The sequence below is a fragment of the Enterobacter cloacae complex sp. 372C4 genome (assembly GCF_050030615.1).
In the GTDB taxonomy this organism is placed as follows: Bacteria; Pseudomonadota; Gammaproteobacteria; order Enterobacterales; family Enterobacteriaceae; genus Enterobacter; species Enterobacter intestinihominis.
Window position 1 is genome coordinate 929,643 of sequence record NZ_JBLGUQ010000001.1, and the last position, 21,848, is coordinate 951,490.

The window sequence follows — 21,848 nt, forward strand, 5'->3', positions numbered from 1 at the left end:
TGTGTAAACGCTTACCCCTATAAGAAGGTATTGAATGGCGACAATTAAGGATGTGGCTCGTCTGGCCGGTGTTTCCGTCGCGACCGTCTCCCGCGTGATCAACAACTCCCCTAAAGCGAGTGATGCATCACGCCAGGCCGTGCAGGACGCCATGGAAAACCTGAATTATCACCCTAACGCCAACGCACGCGCCCTTGCCCAACAGTCGACAGAAACCATCGGGCTGGTGGTCGGGGATGTATCCGATCCGTTTTTCGGTGCGATGGTCAAAGCCGTAGAACAAGTTTCTTATCACACCGGTAATTTCCTGCTGATTGGTAATGGCTACCACAATGAACAGAAAGAACGCCAGGCCATTGAGCAGTTGATCCGTCATCGCTGTGCGGCGCTGGTGGTCCATGCCAAAATGATCCCCGACGCCGAACTGATCCATCTGATGAAACAGATGCCGGGGATGGTGATTATCAACCGTATTATTCCCGGATTTGAAACCCGCTGCGTGGCGCTCGACGACCGTTACGGCGCATGGCTCGCAACCCGTCACCTGATCCAGCAGGGCCATACCCGAATTGGTTATCTGTGCTCCAACCACCCAATTTCCGATGCGGAAGATCGCCTTCAGGGCTATTACGACGCGCTGCGCGAAGCCGGTCTGCCGTGCAACGATCGTCTTGTGGCGTACGGAGAACCGGATGAGAGTGGCGGCGAGCAGGCGATGACCGAGCTGCTGGGCCGCGGGCGGAATTTCACCGCCGTGGCCAGCTATAACGACTCCATGGCCGCCGGCGCGATGGGCGTGCTGAATGATAACGGAATCGACGTCCCGGCAGAAATTTCGCTGATTGGCTTTGATGATGTGCTGGTGTCGCGCTACGTGCGCCCTCGCCTGACCACCGTGCGCTACCCGATTGTGACCATGGCAACGCAGGCGGCAGAACTGGCGTTAGCGCTGGCCGAGCATCGCCCGCCACCGGAAATTACCCACCTGTTCAGCCCAACCTTAGTGCGCCGTCACTCGGTGGTATCGCCCGCGGAAGCCGTGAGCGAACAGCGATAGAGATGGACGGTTTTATCCGGGTATTCCAGCGCATCACCGATGTAGTGCCAGCCGTAACGTTCGTAGAAGTCGCGGCAGGCAGACCAGAGATGAAGCTCGTGATACCCGGCGCGTCGCGCGTAGCCGATAACATGCTGCTGAAGTTTTCCCGCCAGCCCGTTTCCCCGCGCGGCTTCATCGACATACAGCGCAGCCAGCCAGGGATGAAGATCCTGTCGGGAAATTAAATCGCAACGCCACAACCCAACGGTGCCCAGCAGCTGGTCATCATCAACGGCAATAAAGGTGAGCGGTAACTCGCCTGGCGTCAGGCTGTGCTCGACAATGCTCTGGAAAAAGGCACGCGGCATACCTTCACCAAACGCGTTCCAGATCCAGTCGATCACCTGCTGTGTAAACTGCGGCGCAGCGTGAAGCGGCAGTATATTCACACCAGCTTCCCCTGGAAAAGAGGGACCGATTCGAAGAGATAGCCGTCAAAATCGGGCGCGTCTTCGTCTGACAGCTCAAGCAGGCTCTTTTTGACGTTTTCAAGATGCTGGAACATCGCCTGCCACGCCCCCATCACGTCGCGGCGGCGGAGCGCAGCGAGAATGGTTTGCCTGTCTCCGAGCCACTTCAGGCGCCAGGCGCGGCTGGCGATATGGCCATTGAACTGCTGCCACAGCGGACTGCTGTCCATGTGATGCCAGACGCTCTCAACCGTCGCCAGCAGCATCTGGTTTTGTGTGGCCCCAGCCAGCACCAGGTGGAACATTTTGTTGTTGTCCTGACTGCGATCGTCGACGGCAATCGCCCGTTGCTCTTGCTCGATAATGCGGCGCAGGTTGTCGATGTCCGCCCGTGTCGCCATTTTTGCGGCAAAGGCAGCGATGTTGCTTTCAAGCAGTTGACGCGCCTGGAGAATTTCAAACGGCCCAACGTCACTGTTCAGAAAACGCTCTTCCTCGTTTTCATGCTCTTCCGGAATGCGCATCACGTACACGCCTGACCCCTGGCGAATATCCACCGTTCCCTGAAGCTCAAGCATCAGCAGCGCCTCGCGCACGATAGTGCGGCTGACGCCATACGTCTCGGCGATGTTGCGCTCCGGCGGCAGACGCGATCCCACGGGATAATGCCCCTGGATAATCTGCGCCCGTAAATCCTCGCCAATTTCCTGGTACTGTTTTTTTTCCGGCAGGATGACAGCCTTATCCACGTTTTCACCTGTGTTTTTCAGTTAATGCGCGGGCCGGACGTCCCCCCGGCCAGTTTGTGCGCTATTTTACCAGAAGGCTTACTTCCATTCATCGTCTACCCTGAGCGTCAGCACACGCTCATCGCGCAGCTGGCGGAACCAGGACGCTGATTTCTTTGCCCGCCGTGCGCGTTGATTTTCAAGGTCGATCTCAATCAGCCCGTAGCGGTTTTTAAACGCGTTCATCGGGGAGACATTGTCGGTGAAGGCCCACAGCATATAACCGTGACAGTTTGCCCCCGCCTCCCGCGCCAGCAGCGTGTAGTAGAGATGTTCGCTGATAAACGCGATGCGGTACGTGTCGTCAATGACACCGTCACGATTGCGATACTGCACTTCGTTCTCCACGCCCATCCCGCTTTCCGCCACAAACCAGTCAATGTTGCGATAGTCGTTTTTAATCCGCATCGCCATGTCGTAAATAATGCGCGGAAAGATCTCCCAGCCGCGGGAGGTGTTCATACGCCGTCCGGGCAGCTCAAACGGCTCGTAGTAGTACGCCGGATGGAACGGCGTCTCCGGGTGCCAGGCGCGGGACGGGGCTTTGACGCGATGCGGGTAATAGAGGTTAATGCCCAGCTCATCGACGGTGTTGTCGGCAATCAGCGCCAGCTCGTCAGCCGTGTAGTCCCACTGCACCTGATGCTGCGCCAGCAGGGTAAAGAGCGCCTGCGGATAGCGCCCGTGCACCAGCGGGTCGAGAAAGACGCGGTTGTAGAACAGATCGTACATCTCTGCCGCTCGCACGTCATGCGGCGCGCGGGAGCGCGGATAGGTCACTTCCGGGTTAAGAATACAGCCCACCGTGCCGTCATACCCTTTCTCGCGAAACAGCTTCACCACTTTCGCCGTCGCCAGCACCTTATGGTGGTTCCACTGCATCCAGGTGCTGGTGCTCTGCTCATAGGGCCAGCGCAGCGCGTCAAGGTAGACGCGCGTCTGGACCACAATCGGTTCGTTGAAGGTAAACCAGCGGGTGACTTTGCCGTGAAAGCGCTCAAATACCTTTTCTGCATAGCGAACGAACAGCTCGACGACGTGCTTTGACGCCCAGCCGCCGTAGGTCTCCAGCAGCACGCCCGGCAATTCGTAGTGTTCCAGGCAGATCATCGGCTCAATGCCCTGACGGTGCATTTCATCGAACAGCGCGTCGTAATACGCGGCGTACTCTTCATCTACCGTCGCATTTTCATAGTCGGTTAAAAAGCGCGACCAGTTGATCGAGGTGCGATAGTGCGTCAGTCCCGCCTGCTTCATCAGCGCTACATCTTCGCGGAAGCGATTGATAAAGTCGGTTGCCACCGCCGGACCATAGCCGTTGTGCCAGACGTGACGATCGTTCATGTACCAGAGATCGATCCACGAATCCTGCCCCGGCTTTTTGCCGCTCCAGCCCTCGGTCTGCCAGGCCGATGCCGCCGCACCCAGAATAAAATCTTGCGGTATGGCTATCTGTTTTGTGCTCATCGTATCCTCATGCGTTATCGGTGGCTTGTTGCAGTGCGGCCTGCTCTGCGCGGCGTGAAGCAATTTTCACAAACGGCAGATAGATAATCACCGCGGTCACGATGCAGATAAACTGGGTGATCACCGCCCCCATGGAGCCCGCCGTTGACAGCCAGGCGTTGATCAGCGGCGGCGTGGTCCAGGGCACCATCACCACGGCTTTCCCGGCAAATCCGGTCACGGTGGCAAAGTAGCCAATCGAGCCCGTCACCAGCGGCGTGATGATGAAGGGGATAGCCAGGATCGGGTTGAGCATGATTGGCATACCGAAGATCACCGGCTCATTGATATTAAAAATACCCGGCCCGATGGAGAGCTTGGCTATCTCCTTCATCTCTTTACGTTTGGTGGCAATCATGACGGCTATCAGCAGGCCGATGGTCAGGCCGGAGCCGCCGATGCTCATATAGACGTCCCAGAACGGCATGGTGATGATGTTTGGCACCTCTTTGCCCTGCTCGAACGCGCTCATGTTAACGGTGATTGCCCCCAGCAGCAGCGGCTCGCGGATCGGCTTGATCATCTGGTTGCCGTGAATACCAATCACCCAGAACAGCTGGGCGACAAACATCAGCAGCAGGATCCCCGGCAGGCTTTGCACCACGCGCTCCAGCGGCTGTTGTACCACCTGATAAACCGCGTCGTAGAGATACATGCCGGTAACCTGATGAAACACGAAGCCAAAGGTGGCGATGGCGGTGGTGGTGATAATGGCCGGGATCAGCGCAGAGAACGACGCGGCAACGTTCGGCGGCACCGTGTCCGGCATCCTGATTTTCAGCCCCTTGCGGTTTTCCAGCCAGCAGTAGATCTCCACCGACAGGATGGCGATAAACATACCGAGGAACAGGCTGCGGGTATCTGAGAACTGGCGCAGCAGCACATCTTTCACCACGTGCATCTCACCGTCCACCAGCATTTCCACCGTGGTCGGCGTCACGCAGATAAAGCAGATCACCGCCAGCAGGCCGGGGAACAGGGACTTAATGCCGTTAATACGCCCCAGCTCAATGCCGATTAAAAACACCGCGCCGATGTTGAGAAAATTCAGCGTGGCATAGTTGAGCGCGCTGGTGATCGGCTTTAAGGCCGCGAGAAACGACAGCGACTGAAAGCTCGCCAGACCGTTTTTCGGATCCAGCACCATATTGGAGATCAATACCGAGAACGCCCCCACTATGATGACTGGCATTAAGGTAATAAACGCAGACTTGATCGCCTGGATATAGCGATAGCTGTTGAAGGTAGTGGCAAAACTGCCCAGAGCGTCGATCAGTTTTTCCTGAAATGCCATAGGGTAATACCTCAGTAAAAGGGCTTTTATTGAATAAGGTGTACAGCCGGATACTATTGGTATGCCAAAAATAGCGTCCACAGGCGATTTGTTCTGTGATTAAGCTCCCAACGCCGTTAGAGGTATTCCAGATTATGATTTATCACCATTTTGGTATACCAATGACAGGCATTTATTCCGCGGGCGAGGATCGTTACTGAAAAGCGTGATCGTTATGGGGTTTTGTCCTTCCCACGTCGCTTATGCGCCGGATGGTCTGTGTTAAACTGCAAACCATTACGTGGAAACAGGAATTTCGAATGGCAACAATGCTGGATGTCTCACTGCGTGCGGGCGTGTCGAAGGCCACCGTTTCGCGCGTGCTGAACGGCACAGGTCAGGTTAAAGAGAGCACGCGCCAGCAGGTATTTCGCGCGATGGAGGAGCTGGGCTATCGTCCGAACTTTCTCGCGCGCTCGCTGGCTAACCAGACCAGCAACAGCATCGGTCTGGTCGTCTCGACGTTCGACGGTTTTTACTTTGGTCGTTTGCTACAGCAGGCGTCACGGCAGACCGAAACGCACGGTAAACAGCTGATTGTTACCGACGGTCACGATGCCCCTGAACAGGAAGAACTGGCGGTGCAGATGCTCGCCGACCGCAAGTGCGACGCCATCGTGCTGTACACGCGATACATGAGCGAAAAGACGATCCTGAAGCTGATCAACAGCGTGCAGACGCCGCTGGTGATCATTAACCGCGAAGTGAGCCAGGCGGCGGATCGCTGCGTCTTCTTTGAACAGCAGGACGCAGCCTTCAAAGCGGTGGATTACCTGATAAGCCAGGGCCATCGGGAGATCGCCTGTATCACCGTCCCGATCCACACCCCAACGGGTAAAGCGCGGCTGATGGGCTACCGTAAGGCGCTGGAGAAGCACGGTATTCGTCTCGATGAGCGGCGGATTAAATACGGCGATGCAGGCATGACGCGGGGTTACGAGCTGTGCAAGGAGCTGATTGCGGAAAAGACATCGTTCAGCGCCCTGTTTGCCTGTAATGATGACATGGCCCTGGGCGCCTCCAAAGCATTACACCAGGCCGGGCTGAAGATCCCGCAGGATATTTCGCTGTTTGGTTTTGACGATGCCCCCAGCGCAAAGTGGCTGGAGCCTGCCCTGTCGTCGGTATATTTGCCGATCGACAACATGATCGTGACGGCGATCGACCAGGCGATCCGGCTGGCAAAAAACCAGCCGGTTGAAGCGATCCCACCGTTCACCGGCACGCTGGTATTACGCGATTCGGTGACAACAGGCCCCTGGTTTAATCAGACCAGCTCTAACGCCAGCAATTCCTGAATGGTCTGGCGACGGCGAATCAGCCGCGCCACGCCATTATCAAACAGCACTTCCGGCAGCAGCGGACGGCTATTGTAGTTCGAAGACATAGACGCCCCGTATGCACCGGTATCATGCAGCACCAGATAATCTCCCGGTTTTACCTCTGGCAGCGAACGGGTTTCGACTTTCCCGCCTTCCTGCTGAGTAAAGACGTCACCGGATTCACACAGCGGGCCGGCAACAACGGTCTCGATGCGCGGGGCGTTGACCAGATCGCGGCCATCGGCGGCAAGCGCGGTGATGTGATGATAGCTGCCGTACATGGACGGGCGCATCAGGTCGTTGAAGCCAGCATCAATCAGCACAAAGTGACGGCTTCCCATCTCCTTCACGCTCCGCACCTGCGCCACCAGCACGCCAGCTTCGGCGACCAGGAAACGACCCGGCTCAATCTCCAGCTTCACCGCATGGCCCAGATGAGCGGCGATGCTGTCACGCGCGGCGCTCCACAGGCCGTAATAGTGATCCGTGTCGATCGCCTCCTCCCCTTCGCGGTAAGGGATCGAAAGCCCTCCCCCGGCGGAGATCGCCTCCAGATCTTGGCCAAAATCGATAACCTGACGCACCATCGCGCCACAGACCTGCTCAAGATGGCCATAATCCACGCCGGATCCGATATGCATGTGAATACCCACCAGCTTAAGGTTGTAACGTTGTAAAACCTCCAGCGCCGCAGGCATATCGGCATACCAGATCCCGTGCTTGCTGTTTTCGCCCCCGGTGTTGGTTTTCTGACTGTGACCGTGACCAAAGCCCGGGTTGATGCGCAGCCAGACGCGATGGCCCGGGGAAACCTGCCCAAGCTGTTCCAGCATATCCACCGAACCGGCATTCACCGGGATTTGCAGCTCGTGCACGCGCGCCAGCGTGGCGTCGTCTATCAGGTCAGCGGTGAAGACGATCGCGTCGCTATCGGCCTTTGGATCAAACCCGGCCGCCAGCGCACGTTCGATTTCACCCAGCGATACGGAGTCAACCTTCACGCCCTGCTCGCGCATCAGGCGCAGGATATGAATATTGGAGCAGGCCTTCTGCGCAAAACGCACCACGTCAAACTGATGCAGCGCGGCGATTTTCTCGCGAACAATCTGCGCATCGTAGACCCACACCGGACAGCCGAATTCGGCAGGCAGGCGCAGCAGGTTATCGGCGTTTAAATCGGTTTCGGTCTGGTTGAGCGGGCGTGGCATGGTCGTCTCCGGTATTCTGTTTTTTATCATTACGCCACAGCCTGAAGAGAATAAATAATATCGTTTTATCGTGAGTCTATGCAAAAATGATATGGACCACGCTCAGCCATCAGGTGCCCTATGCCCGCCGTTAACCTACGCCATATCGAGATTTTTCATGCGGTGATGACCACCGGCAATCTCACTGAAGCCGCGCAGATGCTGCACACCTCGCAGCCGACGGTCAGCCGCGAGCTGGCGCGTTTTGAGAAAGTGCTGGGGCTGAAGCTGTTTGAACGCACCCGCGGCAGGCTGCATCCAACTGTGCAGGGTTTACGTCTTTTTGAGGAGGTTCAGCGCTCCTGGTACGGGCTGGACAGGATCGTGAGCGCGGCGGAGAGCCTGAGGGAGTTTCGCCAGGGCGAGCTGTCCATCGTCTGCCTGCCGGTCTTTTCTCAGTCATTCCTGCCGGTACTGCTACAGCCGTTTCTGGCCCGCTATCCGGAGGTCAGCCTGACCATCGTGCCGCAGGAGTCGCCGCTGCTGGAGGAGTGGCTTTCGGCCCAGCGCCACGATCTGGGTCTGACCGAAACCCTCGTCACGCCAGCGGGAACGGAACGCACGGAGCTGCTCTCGCTGGATGAGGTCTGCGTGCTGCCTGCCAGCCACCCGCTTGCTTTCAAAGCAGTTCTGACCCCGGCAGATTTTCACGGTGAGAACTATATCAGCCTGTCGCAGACCGACAGCTACCGGCAGCTTCTGGATGGCCTGTTTGCCGAACATCAGGTGAAGCGGCGGATGGTGATGGAAACGCACAGTGCGGCATCAATTTGCGCGATGGTGCGCGCGGGCGTGGGTATTTCGGTGGTGAACCCGCTCACGGCTATGGACTACGCCAGCAGCGGCGTGGTTCTGCGCCGTTTTAGCGTTTCCGTTCCCTTTACCGTAAGCCTGATCCGCCCGCTGCACCGGCCCGCCTCAGCGCTGGTTGATGCCTTTAGTGAACACCTGATTGCGCACGCGCGTCAGGTGGCGCTTCGCTTACCTGACCTGCAAAAACCTTTATGACAGCATAAACTCCACCGCATCCGCGGCATGGATGGCGGCGGTATCAAAGACCGGTATCGGGCTTTGGTCTGCCGGCACCAGCAGGCCAATTTCGGTACAGCCGAAGATGACTCCTTCCGCCCCCTGCTGCGCCAGTTTCTCAATCACGCTGACGTACCAGGCGCGCGAAGCTTCGCTGAAGGTGCCGAGGCACAGTTCATCAAAAATAATCTGGTTAATGCGCGCCCGGTCTGCCTCCTCCGGGATCAGGCTTGCGATCCCGAACTGGCTACTCAGCCGCCCGCGGTAAAAATCCTGCTCCATGGTGTAGCGCGTCCCCAGCAGCGCCACGCGCGTCATGCCGGCGGCACGTATGGCACGCCCGGTGGCACCCGCGATATGTAAGAACGGCAGCGAACAGCGGTCTTCAATATGCGACGCCACCTTATGCATGGTGTTGGTACACAGCAGAATACCCTGCGCGCCCGCACGCTCCAGGCCAAGTGCGGCGTCCGCCAGCATTTGCCCGGCTTTGTCCCACTCCCCGCTCGACTGGCAGGCTTCTATTTCATGGAAATCCACGCTGTGCAGCAGCAGGCTGGCCGAATGCAGACCGCCCAGACGCTGTTTGACGCCTTCATTAATCAGGCGGTAGTACGGGATCGTTGATTCCCAGCTCATGCCCCCTAACAGACCGATCGTTTTCATCTTTCCTCCTGTACGTTTCACCCAGTGAAGCAAACTTGTGATCGCCTTTCCAGTTATTTGGCTAAACGTTTTCTTTTCGCTGCGGCTGAGATAAGTTAAATGAAACAATGTTTCATTACATAACAGGGCGAAAATATGTTTATTTTCCATAAAGAGACCACGCTTGACGATTTGGGCAACGGCGTGACGCGTCGTATTCTGGCGCACGACGGCAGGATGATGGCAGTGGAAGTGAATTTCGAGCAAGGTGCGATTGGCCCGCTGCATAACCACCCGCATGAGCAGCTCACCTACGTTCTCTCGGGGGAATTTGAGTTCACCATTGGCGAGGAAAAGCATGTGGTGACGGCGGGCGACACTCTCTATAAAAAGCCGCACGTGATGCACGGCTGCGTTTGCCTCAAACCCGGCACCTTGCTGGATACCTTTACGCCGGTACGCGAGGATTTCCTGAAATAAAAAAAGGCGCTCATCAGAGCGCCTTTTTTCATGTTATTCCGTAACCGGCTCAGGAAGTTGTTCCGGCAGCGGGTTGCGGGAGCGCATTGCTTCGCGCAGCAGCACGCTGCCACAGGCGAACAGCCCACCCAGAATACCCGCCAGCAGCACGATCAGTGCTTTGCCCGGGCCATCTTTTTTCACCGGCATAGAAGGAGAGAGCTGGTATTTGAACGGCTCCAGGCTCACGTCTTCGAAGGAAAGTTTTTGCAGCTGCGCCAGATAGTATTCGCGGTTCTGGAAATCAGCGTTCAGCTCAGAAACATCCTTCAGATTTTTTTCAATCTGCAATTTCTGCGCAATCCCGTCCGCGCCGAGCGCGACGGAGTAATCCGGATCGTCTTTCACCGCCTGTCCGTTACTGTAAACCGGCTTTTTGATCCCTGCCGCGTTCGCCACTTCCAGCGAGTAGTTAAGGCGTTGCAGGTTGGTATTGTGGATATTGGTCAGTCGAACCCGATCCAGCTCCAGCTGCTGCTGAACCGTTTTGGTTCTCAGGATCAGCTGATCGCGGATGTTTTGCATGGTCTCCTGCTCGACGATGCGGGAAATGTACTGAATGTAACCATTCAACACTTTCTGCGCGTCCTCTGCCGTTGGGGCAGTGAAGCTTAACGTCCAGGAGAGATACGGTGCTTTATCAGCATTTTTTTCCTGGGTGTTATCAATAGCCTTCATCTTTTCGGCGATATTGACCACCGCGCGGTGCAGCTCCAGCGGGTCAACCTCGGCGCCATCGAGCTGAGCCATCACGTAAGGAGAGCTCTTCATGTACTCTTCAAGCAGGGACTGAGACTGAAACTTTTTGATAAACAGATTAAATACATCCGCACGGGTAACTTTAACGTCCACATCAAGCACCTGCAGCGTCACCATCATCTGGCGCAGCGAACTCCACTGCGTCTGTTCCGCTGGCGTAATGACCGCTTTACTGGTCCATTTTTGCGGTATCAGGAAGGCGATTGCCAGGCCGACCAGTGCAAATGCAAACACAATGGTAATGATGCGTTTTTTTGCTGCCAGCAGGACGTCCAGCAGACCCAGGAGATCTATTTCTTTAGCGCTGACCGCCGGGGGAGCATAGTGAGGAAAGTTGAGATCCGTATGTTGTTTGAAATCCATTGCTGACATAACTGTTCTTCTTTTAAGGATGCAGTGAAATTCTGCCTGACTGGTTCCGGTTTGAGAAATCATACAAGAATGTAAGAATTATCTGAATGCCGAATTGGTACATCTGTAGACCTGCTATCAGATCTGGTAGTTAGCCACGCTGCGTGACTATTGTTTTTCCCGTTTCCACTTGTGCTTCGTATCGCCTCCTCGCAGTCCCGACGAACGTCCGTGAAAAGGCAAAAATGCCACCTCCCTCACTATATTGAAACAGCGTTTCGACGCTGATCACATTTCCATCATTAAGCGAATGACGCAGAAATAAATCGCAATAATATAAAATAAAACGATGTTTTAGTATCCAAGAACGGCGGTTCAGCTCTTTTGAAACCCAACGCATTTAGCGCAAAGAGGAAGGCAAAAATGCGTTAATAAACAATTTTATATTTAGCCGACGCCAGATATTGCACCCTAAAATTCAGCTCTCATGCCGCGCGATGCTGCCTGGGAAGATGTAACAAAGCAGATTCCGTTTTAAACCATTGATCGCCAGGTAGGTATGTATGAATGAAAACAAGCTGCTGGGGCTCGCATGGATATCACCCTACATCATCGGGTTGATACTCTTTACGGCATTCCCCTTCGTCTCATCATTTTTCCTCAGCTTTACGGATTACGATTTGATGAGCCCGCCGGTGTTTAACGGCATCGAAAACTATCGCTACATGTTTACCGAAGACACGCTCTTCTGGAAATCAATGGGCGTGACCTTTGCATACGTATTTTTAACCATTCCGTTAAAGCTCGCCTTCGCATTAGGGATTGCCTTTGTCCTGAACTTTAAATTACGCGGCATCGGATTTTTCCGTACTGCCTACTATATTCCGTCGATCCTCGGCAGTTCCGTCGCCATTGCCGTATTGTGGCGCGCCTTATTTGCGATCGATGGCCTGCTGAACAGCTTTATCGGCGTATTTGGTTTTGACCCGGTGAACTGGCTGGGTGAACCGTCACTGGCGCTAATGTCCGTTACCCTGCTGCGCGTCTGGCAGTTCGGTTCCGCGATGGTCATCTTCCTGGCCGCGCTGCAAAACGTACCGCAGTCCCAGTATGAAGCGGCGATGATCGATGGCGCATCGAAATGGCAGATGTTCATGAAGGTGACCGTGCCGCTGATTACGCCGGTGATCTTCTTCAACTTCATCATGCAGACCACGCAGGCGTTCCAGGAATTTACCGGGCCGTACGTGATCACCGGCGGCGGGCCGACCTATTCGACCTACCTGTTCTCGCTCTACATCTACGACACCGCGTTTAAGTATTTCGATATGGGTTATGGCGCGGCGCTGGCGTGGATCCTGTTCCTAGTGGTGGCCGTCTTCGCCGGTATCGCCTTTAAGTCGTCGAAATACTGGGTGTTCTACTCCGCCGATAAAGGAGGCAAAAATGGCTGATATTCAACAACTCTCCACGGCAAGAAGCATCGCCGAACGCGAAGTAGCCCGCACGCTGCGCAGAGAGAAAATCAATGCCACCGTTCGCTATGCGATCCTGCTGTCTGTCGGCCTGCTGATGCTTTACCCGCTGGTGTGGATGTTCTCCGCGTCGTTCAAACCGAACCACGAGATCTTCACCACCCTGAGCCTGTGGCCTGCCCATGCCACCTGGGACGGCTTCATCAACGGCTGGAAAACCGGCACCGAGTACAACTTCGGCCACTACATGCTGAACACCTTTAAGTATGTGATCCCGAAAGTGATCCTGACCATTATCTCCTCCACCATCGTGGCGTACGGCTTTGCCCGCTTCGAGATCCCGTGGAAGAAGTTCTGGTTCGCCACGCTCATCACCACCATGCTGCTGCCCAGCACCGTGCTGCTGATCCCGCAGTACCTGATGTTCCGTGAAATGGGCATGCTCAACAGCTATATGCCGCTGTACCTGCCGCTGGCCTTCGCCACCCAGGGGTTCTTCGTCTTCATGCTGATCCAGTTCCTGCGCGGCGTCCCGCGTGACATGGAAGAGGCGGCGCAGATTGACGGCTGTAACTCCCTTCAGGTGCTGTGGTACGTGGTTGTGCCGATCCTTAAACCGGCCATTATCTCCGTCGCCCTGTTCCAGTTCATGTGGTCCATGAACGACTTTATCGGGCCGCTGATTTATGTCTACAGCGTGGATAAATACCCGATTGCACTGGCGCTGAAAATGTCCATCGACGTCACCGAAGGGGCGCCGTGGAACGAAATTCTGGCAATGGCGAGCATCTCCATTCTGCCATCCATCATTGTCTTCTTCCTGGCACAGCGCTACTTCGTACAGGGCGTCACCAGCAGCGGAATTAAAGGTTAAGAGGGAAATACCATGGCTGAAGTTATTTTCAACAAGCTGGAAAAGGTCTACTCCAACGGTTTTAAAGCGGTACACGCTATCGATCTTAAAATCGCCGAAGGGGAATTCATGGTAATCGTCGGCCCATCCGGCTGCGCCAAATCCACTACTCTGCGCATGCTGGCGGGACTGGAAACCATCAGCGGCGGCGAGGTACGTATCGGCGACAAGATCGTGAACAACCTCGCGCCGAAAGAGCGCGGGATTGCGATGGTGTTCCAGAACTACGCCCTCTATCCACACATGACGGTGCGCGAGAATCTGGCCTTTGGCCTCAAGTTGAGCAAGCTGCCGAAAGATCAGATTGAGTCCCAGGTGAATGAAGCCGCCAAAATTCTTGAGCTTGAAGAGCTGCTCGACCGCCTGCCGCGCCAGCTTTCCGGCGGCCAGGCGCAGCGCGTGGCGGTAGGCCGTGCGATTGTGAAAAAACCGGATGTGTTCCTGTTCGATGAGCCGCTTTCAAACCTCGACGCCAAACTGCGCGCCTCGATGCGTATCCGTATTTCCGACCTGCATAAGCAGCTGAAGAAATCCGGAAAACCGGCCACCACCGTTTACGTGACCCACGACCAGACCGAAGCGATGACCATGGGCGACCGCATCTGCGTGATGAAGCTCGGCCATATCATGCAGGTGGATACGCCGGACAATCTCTACCACAAGCCGAAGAACATGTTCGTGGCGGGCTTTATCGGCGCGCCGGAGATGAATATACGCAAAAGCGTGCTGGTCGAAAAAGCGGGACAGCTGCACATCGCCATTGGTGATGAAAGCATGCCGCTGAACGCGGAGAAGCAGGAGAAAGTCGCCGCTTACGCTGGTCAGGAGATCTTCTTCGGCGTGCGTCCGGAATTTGTGTCGCTCTCTGATGAGCCCTTCCCGAACGGCGGCTGTAGCGGGGAGATGGTGCGCGTTGAGAACATGGGCCACGAATTCTTTGTGTACCTGAAGGTCGCGGACTACGAACTGACCGCAAGAATCCCGTCCGATGAAGCTAAACCAATGATTGATAAGGGACTTCATCGTAAGGTGTATTTCACGTTTGATATGAATAAGTGTCATATTTTTGACGCAAAAACTGAACAGAACCTCTCTCTCTGATGGAGTGATAAAAATGAAAAAAGTGCTTTTAAGCGCAGCTATCTCCGCGACCCTGGGCCTTACCGCTTTGCCATCGATGGCGCAGAATGTGGATTTACGGATGTCCTGGTGGGGCGGCAACGGCCGTCACCAGGTCACCCTGAAAGCGCTGGAGGAGTTCCATAAGCAGAACCCGGACATCAACGTGAAAGCGGAATACACCGGCTGGGACGGTCACCTCTCCCGTCTGACCACCCAGATTGCGGGTGGAACCGAGCCAGACGTAATGCAGACGAACTGGAACTGGCTGCCGATCTTCTCCAAAACCGGTGACGGCTTCTACGATCTGAACAAGTTGAAGGAGGTGATCGACCTGTCGCAGTTCGATCCCAAAGAGCTGCAAACCACCACCGTGGATGGCAAGCTGAACGGCATTCCGATCTCGGTGACGGCGCGGGTGTTCTACTTCAATGACGAAACCTGGAAAAAAGCGGGTATTGCGTACCCGAAAACCTGGGACGAGCTGATGGCGGCCGGTAAAACCTTCGAGAGCAAGCTCGGTAAGCAATACTACCCGGTGATCCTCGAGCACCAGGATACGCTGGCGCTGCTGAATTCGTACATGATCCAGAAGTACAACATTCCTGCGGTGGATGAGAAAACCAAAAAGTTCAGCTACACAAAGGAACAGTGGGTGGAGTTCTTCCAGACCTACAAAAAGCTGATCGACAGCCACGTCATGCCGGACACCAAATACTATGCCTCGTTTGGTAAGAGCAACATGTATGAGATGAAGCCGTGGATCCAGGGAGAATGGGGCGGCACCTATATGTGGAACTCCACCATCAACAAATATTCCGACAACCTGAAGCCACCGGCGAAACTGGAGCTGGGCAGCTACCCAATGCTGCCGGGCGCCACCGACGCGGGCCTGTTCTTCAAACCGGCGCAAATGCTGTCGATTGGTAAGTCGACCAAAAACCCGGAAGCGGCGGCGAAGTTGATTAATTTCCTGCTCAACAGCAAAGAAGGGGTCGATACGCTGGGTCTTGAGCGTGGCGTACCGCTGAGCAAAGTAGCGGTGCAGTATCTGACTGAAGACGGCACCATTAAAGAGGACGATCCTTCCGTGGCAGGCCTGCGTCTGGCGCAGTCGCTGCCGGCGAAACTCACCGTCTCGCCATACTTTGACGACCCACAGATTGTGGCGCAGTTCGGTACTTCTTTGCAGTATATCGACTACGGGCAGAAAACCGTGGAAGAGACGGCCGCTGACTTCCAGCGTCAGGCGGAGCGTATTTTGAGACGTGCGATGCGGTAAACACTAAGCCGCTTACCCGGCCTACACGGTATCGTAGGCCCGGTAAGCGAAGCACCACCGGGCAATTACATTACACGCCGATATTACGTAATTTCTCCCCTCTCATCAGCTTGCGTTCAATATGCTCCAGGGTCACGCCCTTGGTTTCGGGGATCAGCCAGAAGGTCACACCGATAAACGCCACGTTCAGCACCGTATAGAGCCAGAAGGTGCCTGCCGCGCCAATCGCATCCAGCAGCGTCAGGAAGGTCGCGCCAATGATCATGTTCGACACCCAGTTGGTGGTGGTGGAACAGGTGATACCAAAGTCGCGGCATTTCAGCGGCTGTATTTCAGAGCACAGGATCCACACCACCGGCGCGGCGCTCATCGCGTAACCGGCGATACACATCATGGTCATGCCCACGGAGAGCCAGGAGAGGCCGCTTGACGCCGTGCCGTTATCGAACTGCATCAGGCAGTAGCCAAGGATTAAGGTGCCGAGCGCCATCACGCTAAAGCCAATTTTCAGGGCGGGTTTACGTCCGGCCTTATCAACGGTGAACACCGCGATAAAGGTGGCGAACATAAAGGTCAGCCCCACCACCAGCGTAGCGATCATCTGCTGTTCGGTGGTGGTAAAACCGGCCATTTTAAAAATGCGCGGGGCGTAATACATAATGATGTTCATCCCCGTAAACTGCTGCATCGCCTGTAACAGCATGCCGAGGAACACCGCGCGGCGCACGTTGCGGTTCGCCTTAAACAGGGACCAGCCGCCCTGCTTCAGCTTCAGGCTTTCGCGGATTTCGTTCAGCTCTTCACGCGCTTTTTCAGACGTGTCGCGCAACATGCGCAGCACCTCTTCCGCCTCCACGTGACGCCCTTTTTGCGCCAGCCAGCGCGGGCTGTTCGGCAGGAAAATGACTAACACAATCAGCACCAGCGCAGGCAGCGCCAGCACGCCAAGCATTGCCCGCCAGTTGCCGCTGTAGCTGAAGTACGTATCCGACAGAAACGCCAGCACGATACCGAGCGTCACCATCAGCTGATACATACTGATCATCTTCCCTCGCACGTTCTCACTTGCCATTTCAGAGAGATAAAGCGGCGCGGTGTAGGACGCGATACCCACCGCTACGCCAAGCAGCACGCGTGAAAGCAGCAGCACTTCTATGTTTGTCGCAAACGCGGAGCCAATGGAGCCTGCGACGAACAGGATCGCCCCAACCATCAGGCTGTATTTGCGCCCGAGACGGAACGACAGCCAGCCGTTAAACAACGCGCCGATGGCCGCGCCCAGCATCATGCTGCTCACCACCCACTCTTGCAGGCGGTTGCTTAACGTAAAGTGGTCGGTAATAAAGGGCAGTGCGCCAGCGATAACGCCGATATCCAGACCAAACAGTAGACCGGCTACGGCGGCCGCAACAGAAACAAACTGGTTCATGCGTCGGGTATCGCGCAGCGCAGCGGGCATAAGGGTAGAGTCATTTATAGATGTCATAGTTTCCTGCCTCAACAGCGAAATTCGTTAAGTGAAATTACGAGATACCGGAAGAAAGTGTCAGGTCGGAACTGGTGAAGATATGGATTATTTCGCTACGACATACCGTTCTGTGATGGACATTACAATTTCAAATCAGGGTGGTTTAACCTTATTTTTTATTAATTAGTTAATATTTAAGCAATAAATGTGTGATACCCGTCATTTATTCCTTTTTAGTATGGATTTTTCATCTTTAAGGATATGGATAAAGCCAATTTTGGCGCAAAAAAAACCTCCACCCGAGGGCAGAGGTTCTTTATTAAGGCTGAATTAACGTGCCAGCCAGCCGCCGTCAACGGCGACGGTATAGCCGTTAATGTAATCCGAAGCCGGAGAAGCCAGGAACACAACCGGGCCCATCAGATCGCTCGGCAGACCCCAGCGACCCGCTGGAATACGTTCCAGAATTGCCGCGCTGCGCTCTTCATCAGCACGCAGCTGCTGGGTATTGTTGGTGGCCATGTAGCCCGGCGCAATCGCGTTGACGTTGATATTGTGCTGCGCCCACTCGTTCGCCAGCAGACGGGTCACGCCCATCACGGCGCTCTTCGATGCGGTGTAAGACGGTACGCGGATGCCGCCCTGGAAAGAGAGCATGGAGGCAATATTGATGATCTTCCCGCCTTTCCCCTGCGCGATGAAGTGCTTCGCAGCCGCCTGGGACATAAAAAACACGCTCTTGATGTTCAGGTTCATCACGTCGTCCCAGTCCGTTTCGCTGAAGTTAATCGCATCTTCACGGCGAATCAGGCCCGCATTGTTGACCAGAATATCGATATGCCCGAACTCCGCCACCGCGCGATCCAGCAGTTCAGGGATCGCATCGATTTTGCGCAGGTCCGCAGTCAGGCTCAGGAAACGACGGCCCAGCGCGGTGACGCGCTCGATGGTTTCCGTTGGCTCTACGATGTTAATCCCGACGATATCACAGCCCGCTTCCGCCAGACCTAACGCCATACCCTGCCCCAGCCCGGTGTCACACCCGGAAACCACAGCCACTTTACCCTGCAGAGAAAATGCATCCAGAATCATGTTTGTTCCTTAATCGTTCAGCGCCTGTCACCAACAGGCAGATGTATGCTTAACTGCCTGCGACTAGCGCAGATCCTTAACAGCGACGTGGTCCATGTCATCGAAGACCTGGTTTTCACCGACCATACCCCAGATAAAGGTATAAGCTTTCGTTCCCACGCCAGAGTGGATGGACCAGCTTGGCGAAATGACCGCCTGCTCGTTGTGCATCACGATATGGCGAGTTTCCTGCGGCTGTCCCATCATGTGGAACACGCAGGCATCTTCATCCATGTTGAAGTAGAAATAGACTTCCATGCGGCGCTCGTGGGTATGGCACGGCATGGTGTTCCACAGGTTGCCCGGCGCAAGCTCGGTCAGCCCCATGCTGAGCTGGCAAGTTTCCAGCACATCCGGTACGAAGTATTTATTGATGGTGCGGCGGTTGCTGGTGAGGTTGTCACCAAGGGTCACCGGGGCAACGTCCGCTGGCGTGACTTTTTTGGTTGGGTAAGTCGTATGAGCCGGGGCGCAGTTGTAGTAGAACTTCGCCGGTTTGCTGCCATCGATGCTGGCGAACACCACTTCTTTCGCGCCTTTTCCGACGTACAGCGCGTCACGGTGACCAATTTCGTAGCACTGGCCATCGACGGTTATGGTGCCCGGCCCGCCAATGTTAATCACGCCCAGTTCACGGCGTTCGAGGAAGTAGCTCACGCCCAGCTGTTTGCCCACTTCACCGCCCACGGAGACGGTTTTCGCCACCGGCATAATCCCGCCCACAATAATGCGGTCAATATGGCTGTAGACCATGGTGTACTTGTCGGCTTCGAACACTTGCTCAACTAAAAACTCACTGCGCAGCCCCTGAGTATCCAGCGTTTTTGCGTGCGCACTGTGGATGCTTTGTCTGACGTCCACGTAAACCTCCAGAATTGATCGTGCCCGAAGGCAAAGATGAATAACGAAACAATGTTCCGTTTTCGTGATGAACACATATTATCCCCTGTACATGGGGTTTTCAATTACATTTAAAACAACGTTTCATTTTTTCTGTATATTTATGCCAGAAATGGTGTTTCGATCACGATAAATCTTTAAGTCCCTCAATCTGGCTAAAGAAACTGAGAATTTGCGCTGTCAGTCACACACAATGAAACGATGTTTTGATAATTTAACACCTAGTTTTCAACCTATATTACGCGTTCAAAGGAGTGCATTATGGCTAAAGGTATGCGGGTCAAGCTGAACTACGAGGTCAGCCGCGATCCGGATACAGGCGTGGAAGTTACCCGCCTGACCCCACCGGAAGTAACCTGTCATCGCAACTACTTTTACCAGAAGTGCTTCTTTAACGATGGCAGCCACCTGCTGTTCGCCGGGGAGTTCGACGGTCACTGGAACTATTACCTGCTGGATCTGAAAAACGCCGAAGCGGTGCAACTGACCGAAGGCGCGGGCGATAACACCTTTGGCGGGTTCCTCTCTCCGGACGATCAATCCCTCTACTATGTGAAGAACGATCGCACCCTGCTTGAGGTGGATTTACAGACGCTGGCAGAGCGCGAAGTGTACCGCGTCCCGGAAGAGTGGGTTGGCTACGGCACCTGGGTCGCGAACAGCGACTGCACCAAACTGGTAGGTATTGAGATTGCCAGACGTGACTGGACGCCACTCAACGACTGGAAAATTTTCCACGACTTCTTCCACAAAGGGCCGCACTGCCGCCTGCTGCGCGTTGATCTAAAAACGGGTGAAAGCACCACCATCCATGACGAGAAGATCTGGCTGGGACATCCGATTTATCGCCCGTTCGATGACAATACCGTGGCCTTCTGTCATGAAGGGCCACACGACCTGGTTGACGCCCGCATGTGGCTGGTCAACGAAGATGGCAGCAACGTGCGGAAAGTGAAAACGCACGCGGAAGGGGAAAGCTGCACGCATGAATTTTGGGTGCCGGACGGGTCCGCGCTGATCTACGTCTCTTACCTGAAAGGTCAGCAAGGGCGCACCATCTCCCGCTTCAATCCGGACACCGGCGTGAATGAAGCGGTAATGAACATGCCCGCCTGTTCGCACCTGATGAGCAATGTTGACGGCACCATGCTGGTTGGCGACGGTTCCGGCACGCCTGTCGATGTGAAAGACACCGGCGGCTACACCATTGATAACGATCCTTATCTGTATGCCTTTGACGTGGCGAAGAAAGCCTATTACCGCATTGCCCGTCATGACACTTCCTGGGCTACGGTGGCGAACAGCCGCCAGGTAACCCACCCGCATCCGTCCTTCACGCCGGACGAAAAAGCGGTGCTGTACAGTTCCGATAAAGACGGCAAACCGGCCCTCTATATCGCGAAACTCCCCGAGCAACCTGAAATGTTGCATGCCTGAATGAGTTAGTGTTTCTGTAACTGGCCTTGCCCTCCGATTCGGAGGGCTTTTTTTTGGGTGATTGCGGCGCTTTTTGCCGGGTGGCGCTAACGCTTACCCGGCCTACGAAACGACTGATTGGAGAGAAAGTGTATGCCGGGTAAGCGCATCGTCATCCGGCATACGAAACGACGGAGTAGAAGGAAAGTGTAGGCCGGGTAAGCGCAGGGCCACCCGGCATACGAAACGACGGAGTGGAAGGAAAGTGTAGGCCGGGTAAGCGCAGGGCCACCCGGCATACGAAACGACGGAGTGGAAGGAAAGTGTAGGCCGGGTAAGCGAAGCGCCACCCGGCGGTTTTTAGCGAAGAAGCTGGATTATCAGAAGGAGTACGCCACGCCTAAACGGAAACGGGTCTGGCGTTCGTCAGTGTCTTTAACCCCCACGTTGCCCACCTCAACATACGGTGCCCAGTTTTTATCCCATTTGTAGGCCAGCTTGGCGTTATATTCATTGGAATAATCTTTATTGTTATTTCGGGCCACGCCTTCAGAGCTTTTCGCGTAAACATAGTTCAGCTCGGTACGCCAGTCACCTAATACCCAACCGACCCACGCATCACCACGGTTAACTTTATCATCGTCCTTATTTGAGCTTGACGGGTAGCGGGTATATTCATAACGGTAACGCGCGGCCACGTAGAAGCCATTATCGAAACTATATTGCACATGCAGATTCGGTTTATAAATGGTACGACTGTCTGTGCTTTCAATCGTAAACGCAGGCGTCAGGGCGATATTGTCTGTCGCTTTCCAGCGCCAGCTAATCTGATCTTCGTGACCGTTCCCCACCACATCCGCGAATGGCTGATCTGCCTTGTCCCCGCCTGATTTCCACTTCGCCTCGACTGAAAAACCGAAGCCATTATCAAAGCGGTGCGAGACGGCAACACGGTCGGCATTCGAGCCGCTGTCAATATATTCGTGACGCAGATCGACGGTAACGGCGCTAACCGCAAAAGAGGCACTAATAAGGGAAGCAAGGAGCAGAGATTTCTTAAACATGAAAAAACCCTCAATTAAAATAACGTTTCGTTTTTATGAAACTTGAGTTTATTTTTTATGTACCGTTATTTT

At 55.0% G+C, this 21,848-nt stretch carries 20 protein-coding genes; 9 read left to right on the plus strand and 11 right to left on the minus strand.

The features are described from left to right. Window positions 1-34: 34 nt before the first annotated feature. The gene (gene galR / locus ACQG11_RS04385) at window positions 35-1,057 is read left to right on the plus strand and encodes an HTH-type transcriptional regulator GalR (protein ID WP_003862806.1); all 1,023 of its coding nucleotides are present in this window, start codon (window positions 35-37) and stop codon (window positions 1,055-1,057) included. Here galR and ACQG11_RS04390 read toward each other — a convergent pair. The 4 genes from ACQG11_RS04390 to ACQG11_RS04405 form a co-directional block, all read right to left on the minus strand. Next, window positions 1,012-1,488, minus strand: coding sequence for a GNAT family N-acetyltransferase (locus tag ACQG11_RS04390; RefSeq protein ID WP_022649242.1), 477 nt, complete (start codon window positions 1,486-1,488; stop codon window positions 1,012-1,014). The genes galR and ACQG11_RS04390 overlap by 46 nt on opposite strands. Further along, the gene (locus tag ACQG11_RS04395; RefSeq protein ID WP_022649243.1) at window positions 1,485-2,258 is read right to left on the minus strand and encodes a GntR family transcriptional regulator; all 774 of its coding nucleotides are present in this window, start codon (window positions 2,256-2,258) and stop codon (window positions 1,485-1,487) included. Before ACQG11_RS04395 ends, ACQG11_RS04390 begins: the two co-directional genes overlap by 4 nt. 78 nt (window positions 2,259-2,336) lie before the next feature. Continuing rightward, window positions 2,337-3,764, minus strand: coding sequence for a glycoside hydrolase family 1 protein (locus ACQG11_RS04400; protein ID WP_048965690.1), 1,428 nt, complete (start codon window positions 3,762-3,764; stop codon window positions 2,337-2,339). 7 nt (window positions 3,765-3,771) lie between these two features. Further along, a complete protein-coding gene (locus ACQG11_RS04405; RefSeq protein ID WP_006811828.1) occupies window positions 3,772-5,097 on the minus strand; it encodes a PTS sugar transporter subunit IIC in 1,326 nt (441 codons plus the stop codon). A 299-nt stretch (window positions 5,098-5,396) separates the two neighbouring features. Here ACQG11_RS04405 and ACQG11_RS04410 point away from each other — a divergent pair, with 299 nt between their 5' ends. Next, window positions 5,397-6,434 (plus strand): LacI family DNA-binding transcriptional regulator, encoded by a 1,038-nt coding sequence (locus tag ACQG11_RS04410; protein WP_022649245.1) that lies wholly within the window; start codon window positions 5,397-5,399, stop codon window positions 6,432-6,434. Here ACQG11_RS04410 and lysA read toward each other — a convergent pair. After that, window positions 6,404-7,666 (minus strand): diaminopimelate decarboxylase, encoded by a 1,263-nt coding sequence (gene lysA / locus ACQG11_RS04415; protein WP_017692727.1) that lies wholly within the window; start codon window positions 7,664-7,666, stop codon window positions 6,404-6,406. The two genes, ACQG11_RS04410 and lysA, sit on opposite strands and share 31 nt — an antisense overlap. 120 nt (window positions 7,667-7,786) lie before the next feature. Here lysA and ACQG11_RS04420 point away from each other — a divergent pair, with 120 nt between their 5' ends. Beyond that, entirely contained in the window at window positions 7,787-8,713 is a 927-nt protein-coding gene (locus tag ACQG11_RS04420) for a LysR family transcriptional regulator (protein WP_022649247.1), read from the plus strand. Here the strand turns inward: ACQG11_RS04420 and ACQG11_RS04425 are convergent. Next, window positions 8,708-9,400, minus strand: a complete 693-nt coding sequence (locus ACQG11_RS04425) for an aspartate/glutamate racemase (protein ID WP_426728205.1) — start codon at window positions 9,398-9,400, stop codon at window positions 8,708-8,710. The genes ACQG11_RS04420 and ACQG11_RS04425 overlap by 6 nt on opposite strands. A gap of 135 nt (window positions 9,401-9,535) precedes the next feature. Here ACQG11_RS04425 and ACQG11_RS04430 point away from each other — a divergent pair, with 135 nt between their 5' ends. After that, window positions 9,536-9,859 (plus strand): cupin domain-containing protein, encoded by a 324-nt coding sequence (locus ACQG11_RS04430; RefSeq protein ID WP_045620839.1) that lies wholly within the window; start codon window positions 9,536-9,538, stop codon window positions 9,857-9,859. A 33-nt stretch (window positions 9,860-9,892) separates the two neighbouring features. Here ACQG11_RS04430 and wzz(fepE) read toward each other — a convergent pair whose 3' ends face one another. Further along, window positions 9,893-11,029 carry an LPS O-antigen length regulator Wzz(fepE) gene (wzz(fepE), locus tag ACQG11_RS04435; RefSeq protein ID WP_023298520.1) on the minus strand — a complete coding sequence of 379 codons (1,137 nt, stop codon included), beginning with the start codon at window positions 11,027-11,029 and terminating at the stop codon, window positions 9,893-9,895. Between the two features lie 542 nt (window positions 11,030-11,571). On the opposite strand from wzz(fepE), the gene ACQG11_RS04440 reads away from it, so the two are divergent. From ACQG11_RS04440 to ACQG11_RS04455, 4 genes are read left to right on the plus strand one after another with little or no spacing between them, the layout of a single operon-like run. Next, a complete protein-coding gene (locus tag ACQG11_RS04440; RefSeq protein ID WP_003862825.1) occupies window positions 11,572-12,462 on the plus strand; it encodes a carbohydrate ABC transporter permease in 891 nt (296 codons plus the stop codon). Then, on the plus strand, window positions 12,455-13,357 hold the full coding sequence (locus ACQG11_RS04445; RefSeq protein ID WP_426728206.1) for a carbohydrate ABC transporter permease: 903 nt from the start codon (window positions 12,455-12,457) through the stop codon (window positions 13,355-13,357). Before ACQG11_RS04440 ends, ACQG11_RS04445 begins: the two co-directional genes overlap by 8 nt. A gap of 12 nt (window positions 13,358-13,369) precedes the next feature. Further along, window positions 13,370-14,497 (plus strand): ABC transporter ATP-binding protein, encoded by a 1,128-nt coding sequence (locus ACQG11_RS04450; RefSeq protein WP_023306863.1) that lies wholly within the window; start codon window positions 13,370-13,372, stop codon window positions 14,495-14,497. A gap of 13 nt (window positions 14,498-14,510) precedes the next feature. After that, a complete protein-coding gene (locus ACQG11_RS04455) occupies window positions 14,511-15,797 on the plus strand; it encodes an ABC transporter substrate-binding protein (RefSeq protein WP_023298522.1) in 1,287 nt (428 codons plus the stop codon). Window positions 15,798-15,867: 70 nt separating this feature from the next. On the opposite strand, the gene araE is transcribed toward ACQG11_RS04455, so the two are convergent. The 3 genes from araE to kduI all read right to left on the minus strand — a co-directional run bounded on the left by araE (window position 15,868) and on the right by kduI (window position 19,257). Next, window positions 15,868-17,283 carry an arabinose-proton symporter AraE gene (gene araE / locus ACQG11_RS04460; protein WP_022649253.1) on the minus strand — a complete coding sequence of 472 codons (1,416 nt, stop codon included), beginning with the start codon at window positions 17,281-17,283 and terminating at the stop codon, window positions 15,868-15,870. Between the two features lie 312 nt (window positions 17,284-17,595). Then, window positions 17,596-18,357, minus strand: a complete 762-nt coding sequence (gene kduD, locus ACQG11_RS04465; protein WP_003862835.1) for a 2-dehydro-3-deoxy-D-gluconate 5-dehydrogenase KduD — start codon at window positions 18,355-18,357, stop codon at window positions 17,596-17,598. Between the two features lie 63 nt (window positions 18,358-18,420). Further along, window positions 18,421-19,257, minus strand: coding sequence for a 5-dehydro-4-deoxy-D-glucuronate isomerase (kduI, locus tag ACQG11_RS04470; RefSeq protein WP_017382863.1), 837 nt, complete (start codon window positions 19,255-19,257; stop codon window positions 18,421-18,423). 300 nt (window positions 19,258-19,557) lie between these two features. Here kduI and ACQG11_RS04475 point away from each other — a divergent pair, with 300 nt between their 5' ends. Further along, a complete protein-coding gene (locus ACQG11_RS04475) occupies window positions 19,558-20,733 on the plus strand; it encodes an oligogalacturonate lyase family protein (RefSeq protein WP_023298524.1) in 1,176 nt (391 codons plus the stop codon). 359 nt (window positions 20,734-21,092) lie between these two features. On the opposite strand, the gene ACQG11_RS04480 is transcribed toward ACQG11_RS04475, so the two are convergent. Continuing rightward, window positions 21,093-21,776 carry an oligogalacturonate-specific porin KdgM family protein gene (locus ACQG11_RS04480; protein WP_022649255.1) on the minus strand — a complete coding sequence of 228 codons (684 nt, stop codon included), beginning with the start codon at window positions 21,774-21,776 and terminating at the stop codon, window positions 21,093-21,095. Window positions 21,777-21,848: the final 72 nt, after the last annotated feature.

Coding starts and splice junctions, on each gene's coding strand:
- galR (WP_003862806.1), top strand. CDS start 35: ATGGCGACAATTAAGGATGTGGCTCGTCTGGCCGGTGTTTCCGTCGCG.
- ACQG11_RS04400 (WP_048965690.1), bottom strand. CDS start 3,764: ATGAGCACAAAACAGATAGCCATACCGCAAGATTTTATTCTGGGTGCG.
- ACQG11_RS04405 (WP_006811828.1), bottom strand. CDS start 5,097: ATGGCATTTCAGGAAAAACTGATCGACGCTCTGGGCAGTTTTGCCACT.
- ACQG11_RS04410 (WP_022649245.1), top strand. CDS start 5,397: ATGGCAACAATGCTGGATGTCTCACTGCGTGCGGGCGTGTCGAAGGCC.
- lysA (WP_017692727.1), bottom strand. CDS start 7,666: ATGCCACGCCCGCTCAACCAGACCGAAACCGATTTAAACGCCGATAAC.
- ACQG11_RS04420 (WP_022649247.1), top strand. CDS start 7,787: ATGCCCGCCGTTAACCTACGCCATATCGAGATTTTTCATGCGGTGATG.
- ACQG11_RS04425 (WP_426728205.1), bottom strand. CDS start 9,400: ATGAAAACGATCGGTCTGTTAGGGGGCATGAGCTGGGAATCAACGATC.
- ACQG11_RS04430 (WP_045620839.1), top strand. CDS start 9,536: ATGTTTATTTTCCATAAAGAGACCACGCTTGACGATTTGGGCAACGGC.
- ACQG11_RS04440 (WP_003862825.1), top strand. CDS start 11,572: ATGAATGAAAACAAGCTGCTGGGGCTCGCATGGATATCACCCTACATC.
- ACQG11_RS04445 (WP_426728206.1), top strand. CDS start 12,455: ATGGCTGATATTCAACAACTCTCCACGGCAAGAAGCATCGCCGAACGC.
- ACQG11_RS04450 (WP_023306863.1), top strand. CDS start 13,370: ATGGCTGAAGTTATTTTCAACAAGCTGGAAAAGGTCTACTCCAACGGT.
- ACQG11_RS04455 (WP_023298522.1), top strand. CDS start 14,511: ATGAAAAAAGTGCTTTTAAGCGCAGCTATCTCCGCGACCCTGGGCCTT.
- araE (WP_022649253.1), bottom strand. CDS start 17,283: ATGACATCTATAAATGACTCTACCCTTATGCCCGCTGCGCTGCGCGAT.
- kduD (WP_003862835.1), bottom strand. CDS start 18,357: ATGATTCTGGATGCATTTTCTCTGCAGGGTAAAGTGGCTGTGGTTTCC.
- ACQG11_RS04475 (WP_023298524.1), top strand. CDS start 19,558: ATGGCTAAAGGTATGCGGGTCAAGCTGAACTACGAGGTCAGCCGCGAT.
- ACQG11_RS04480 (WP_022649255.1), bottom strand. CDS start 21,776: ATGTTTAAGAAATCTCTGCTCCTTGCTTCCCTTATTAGTGCCTCTTTT.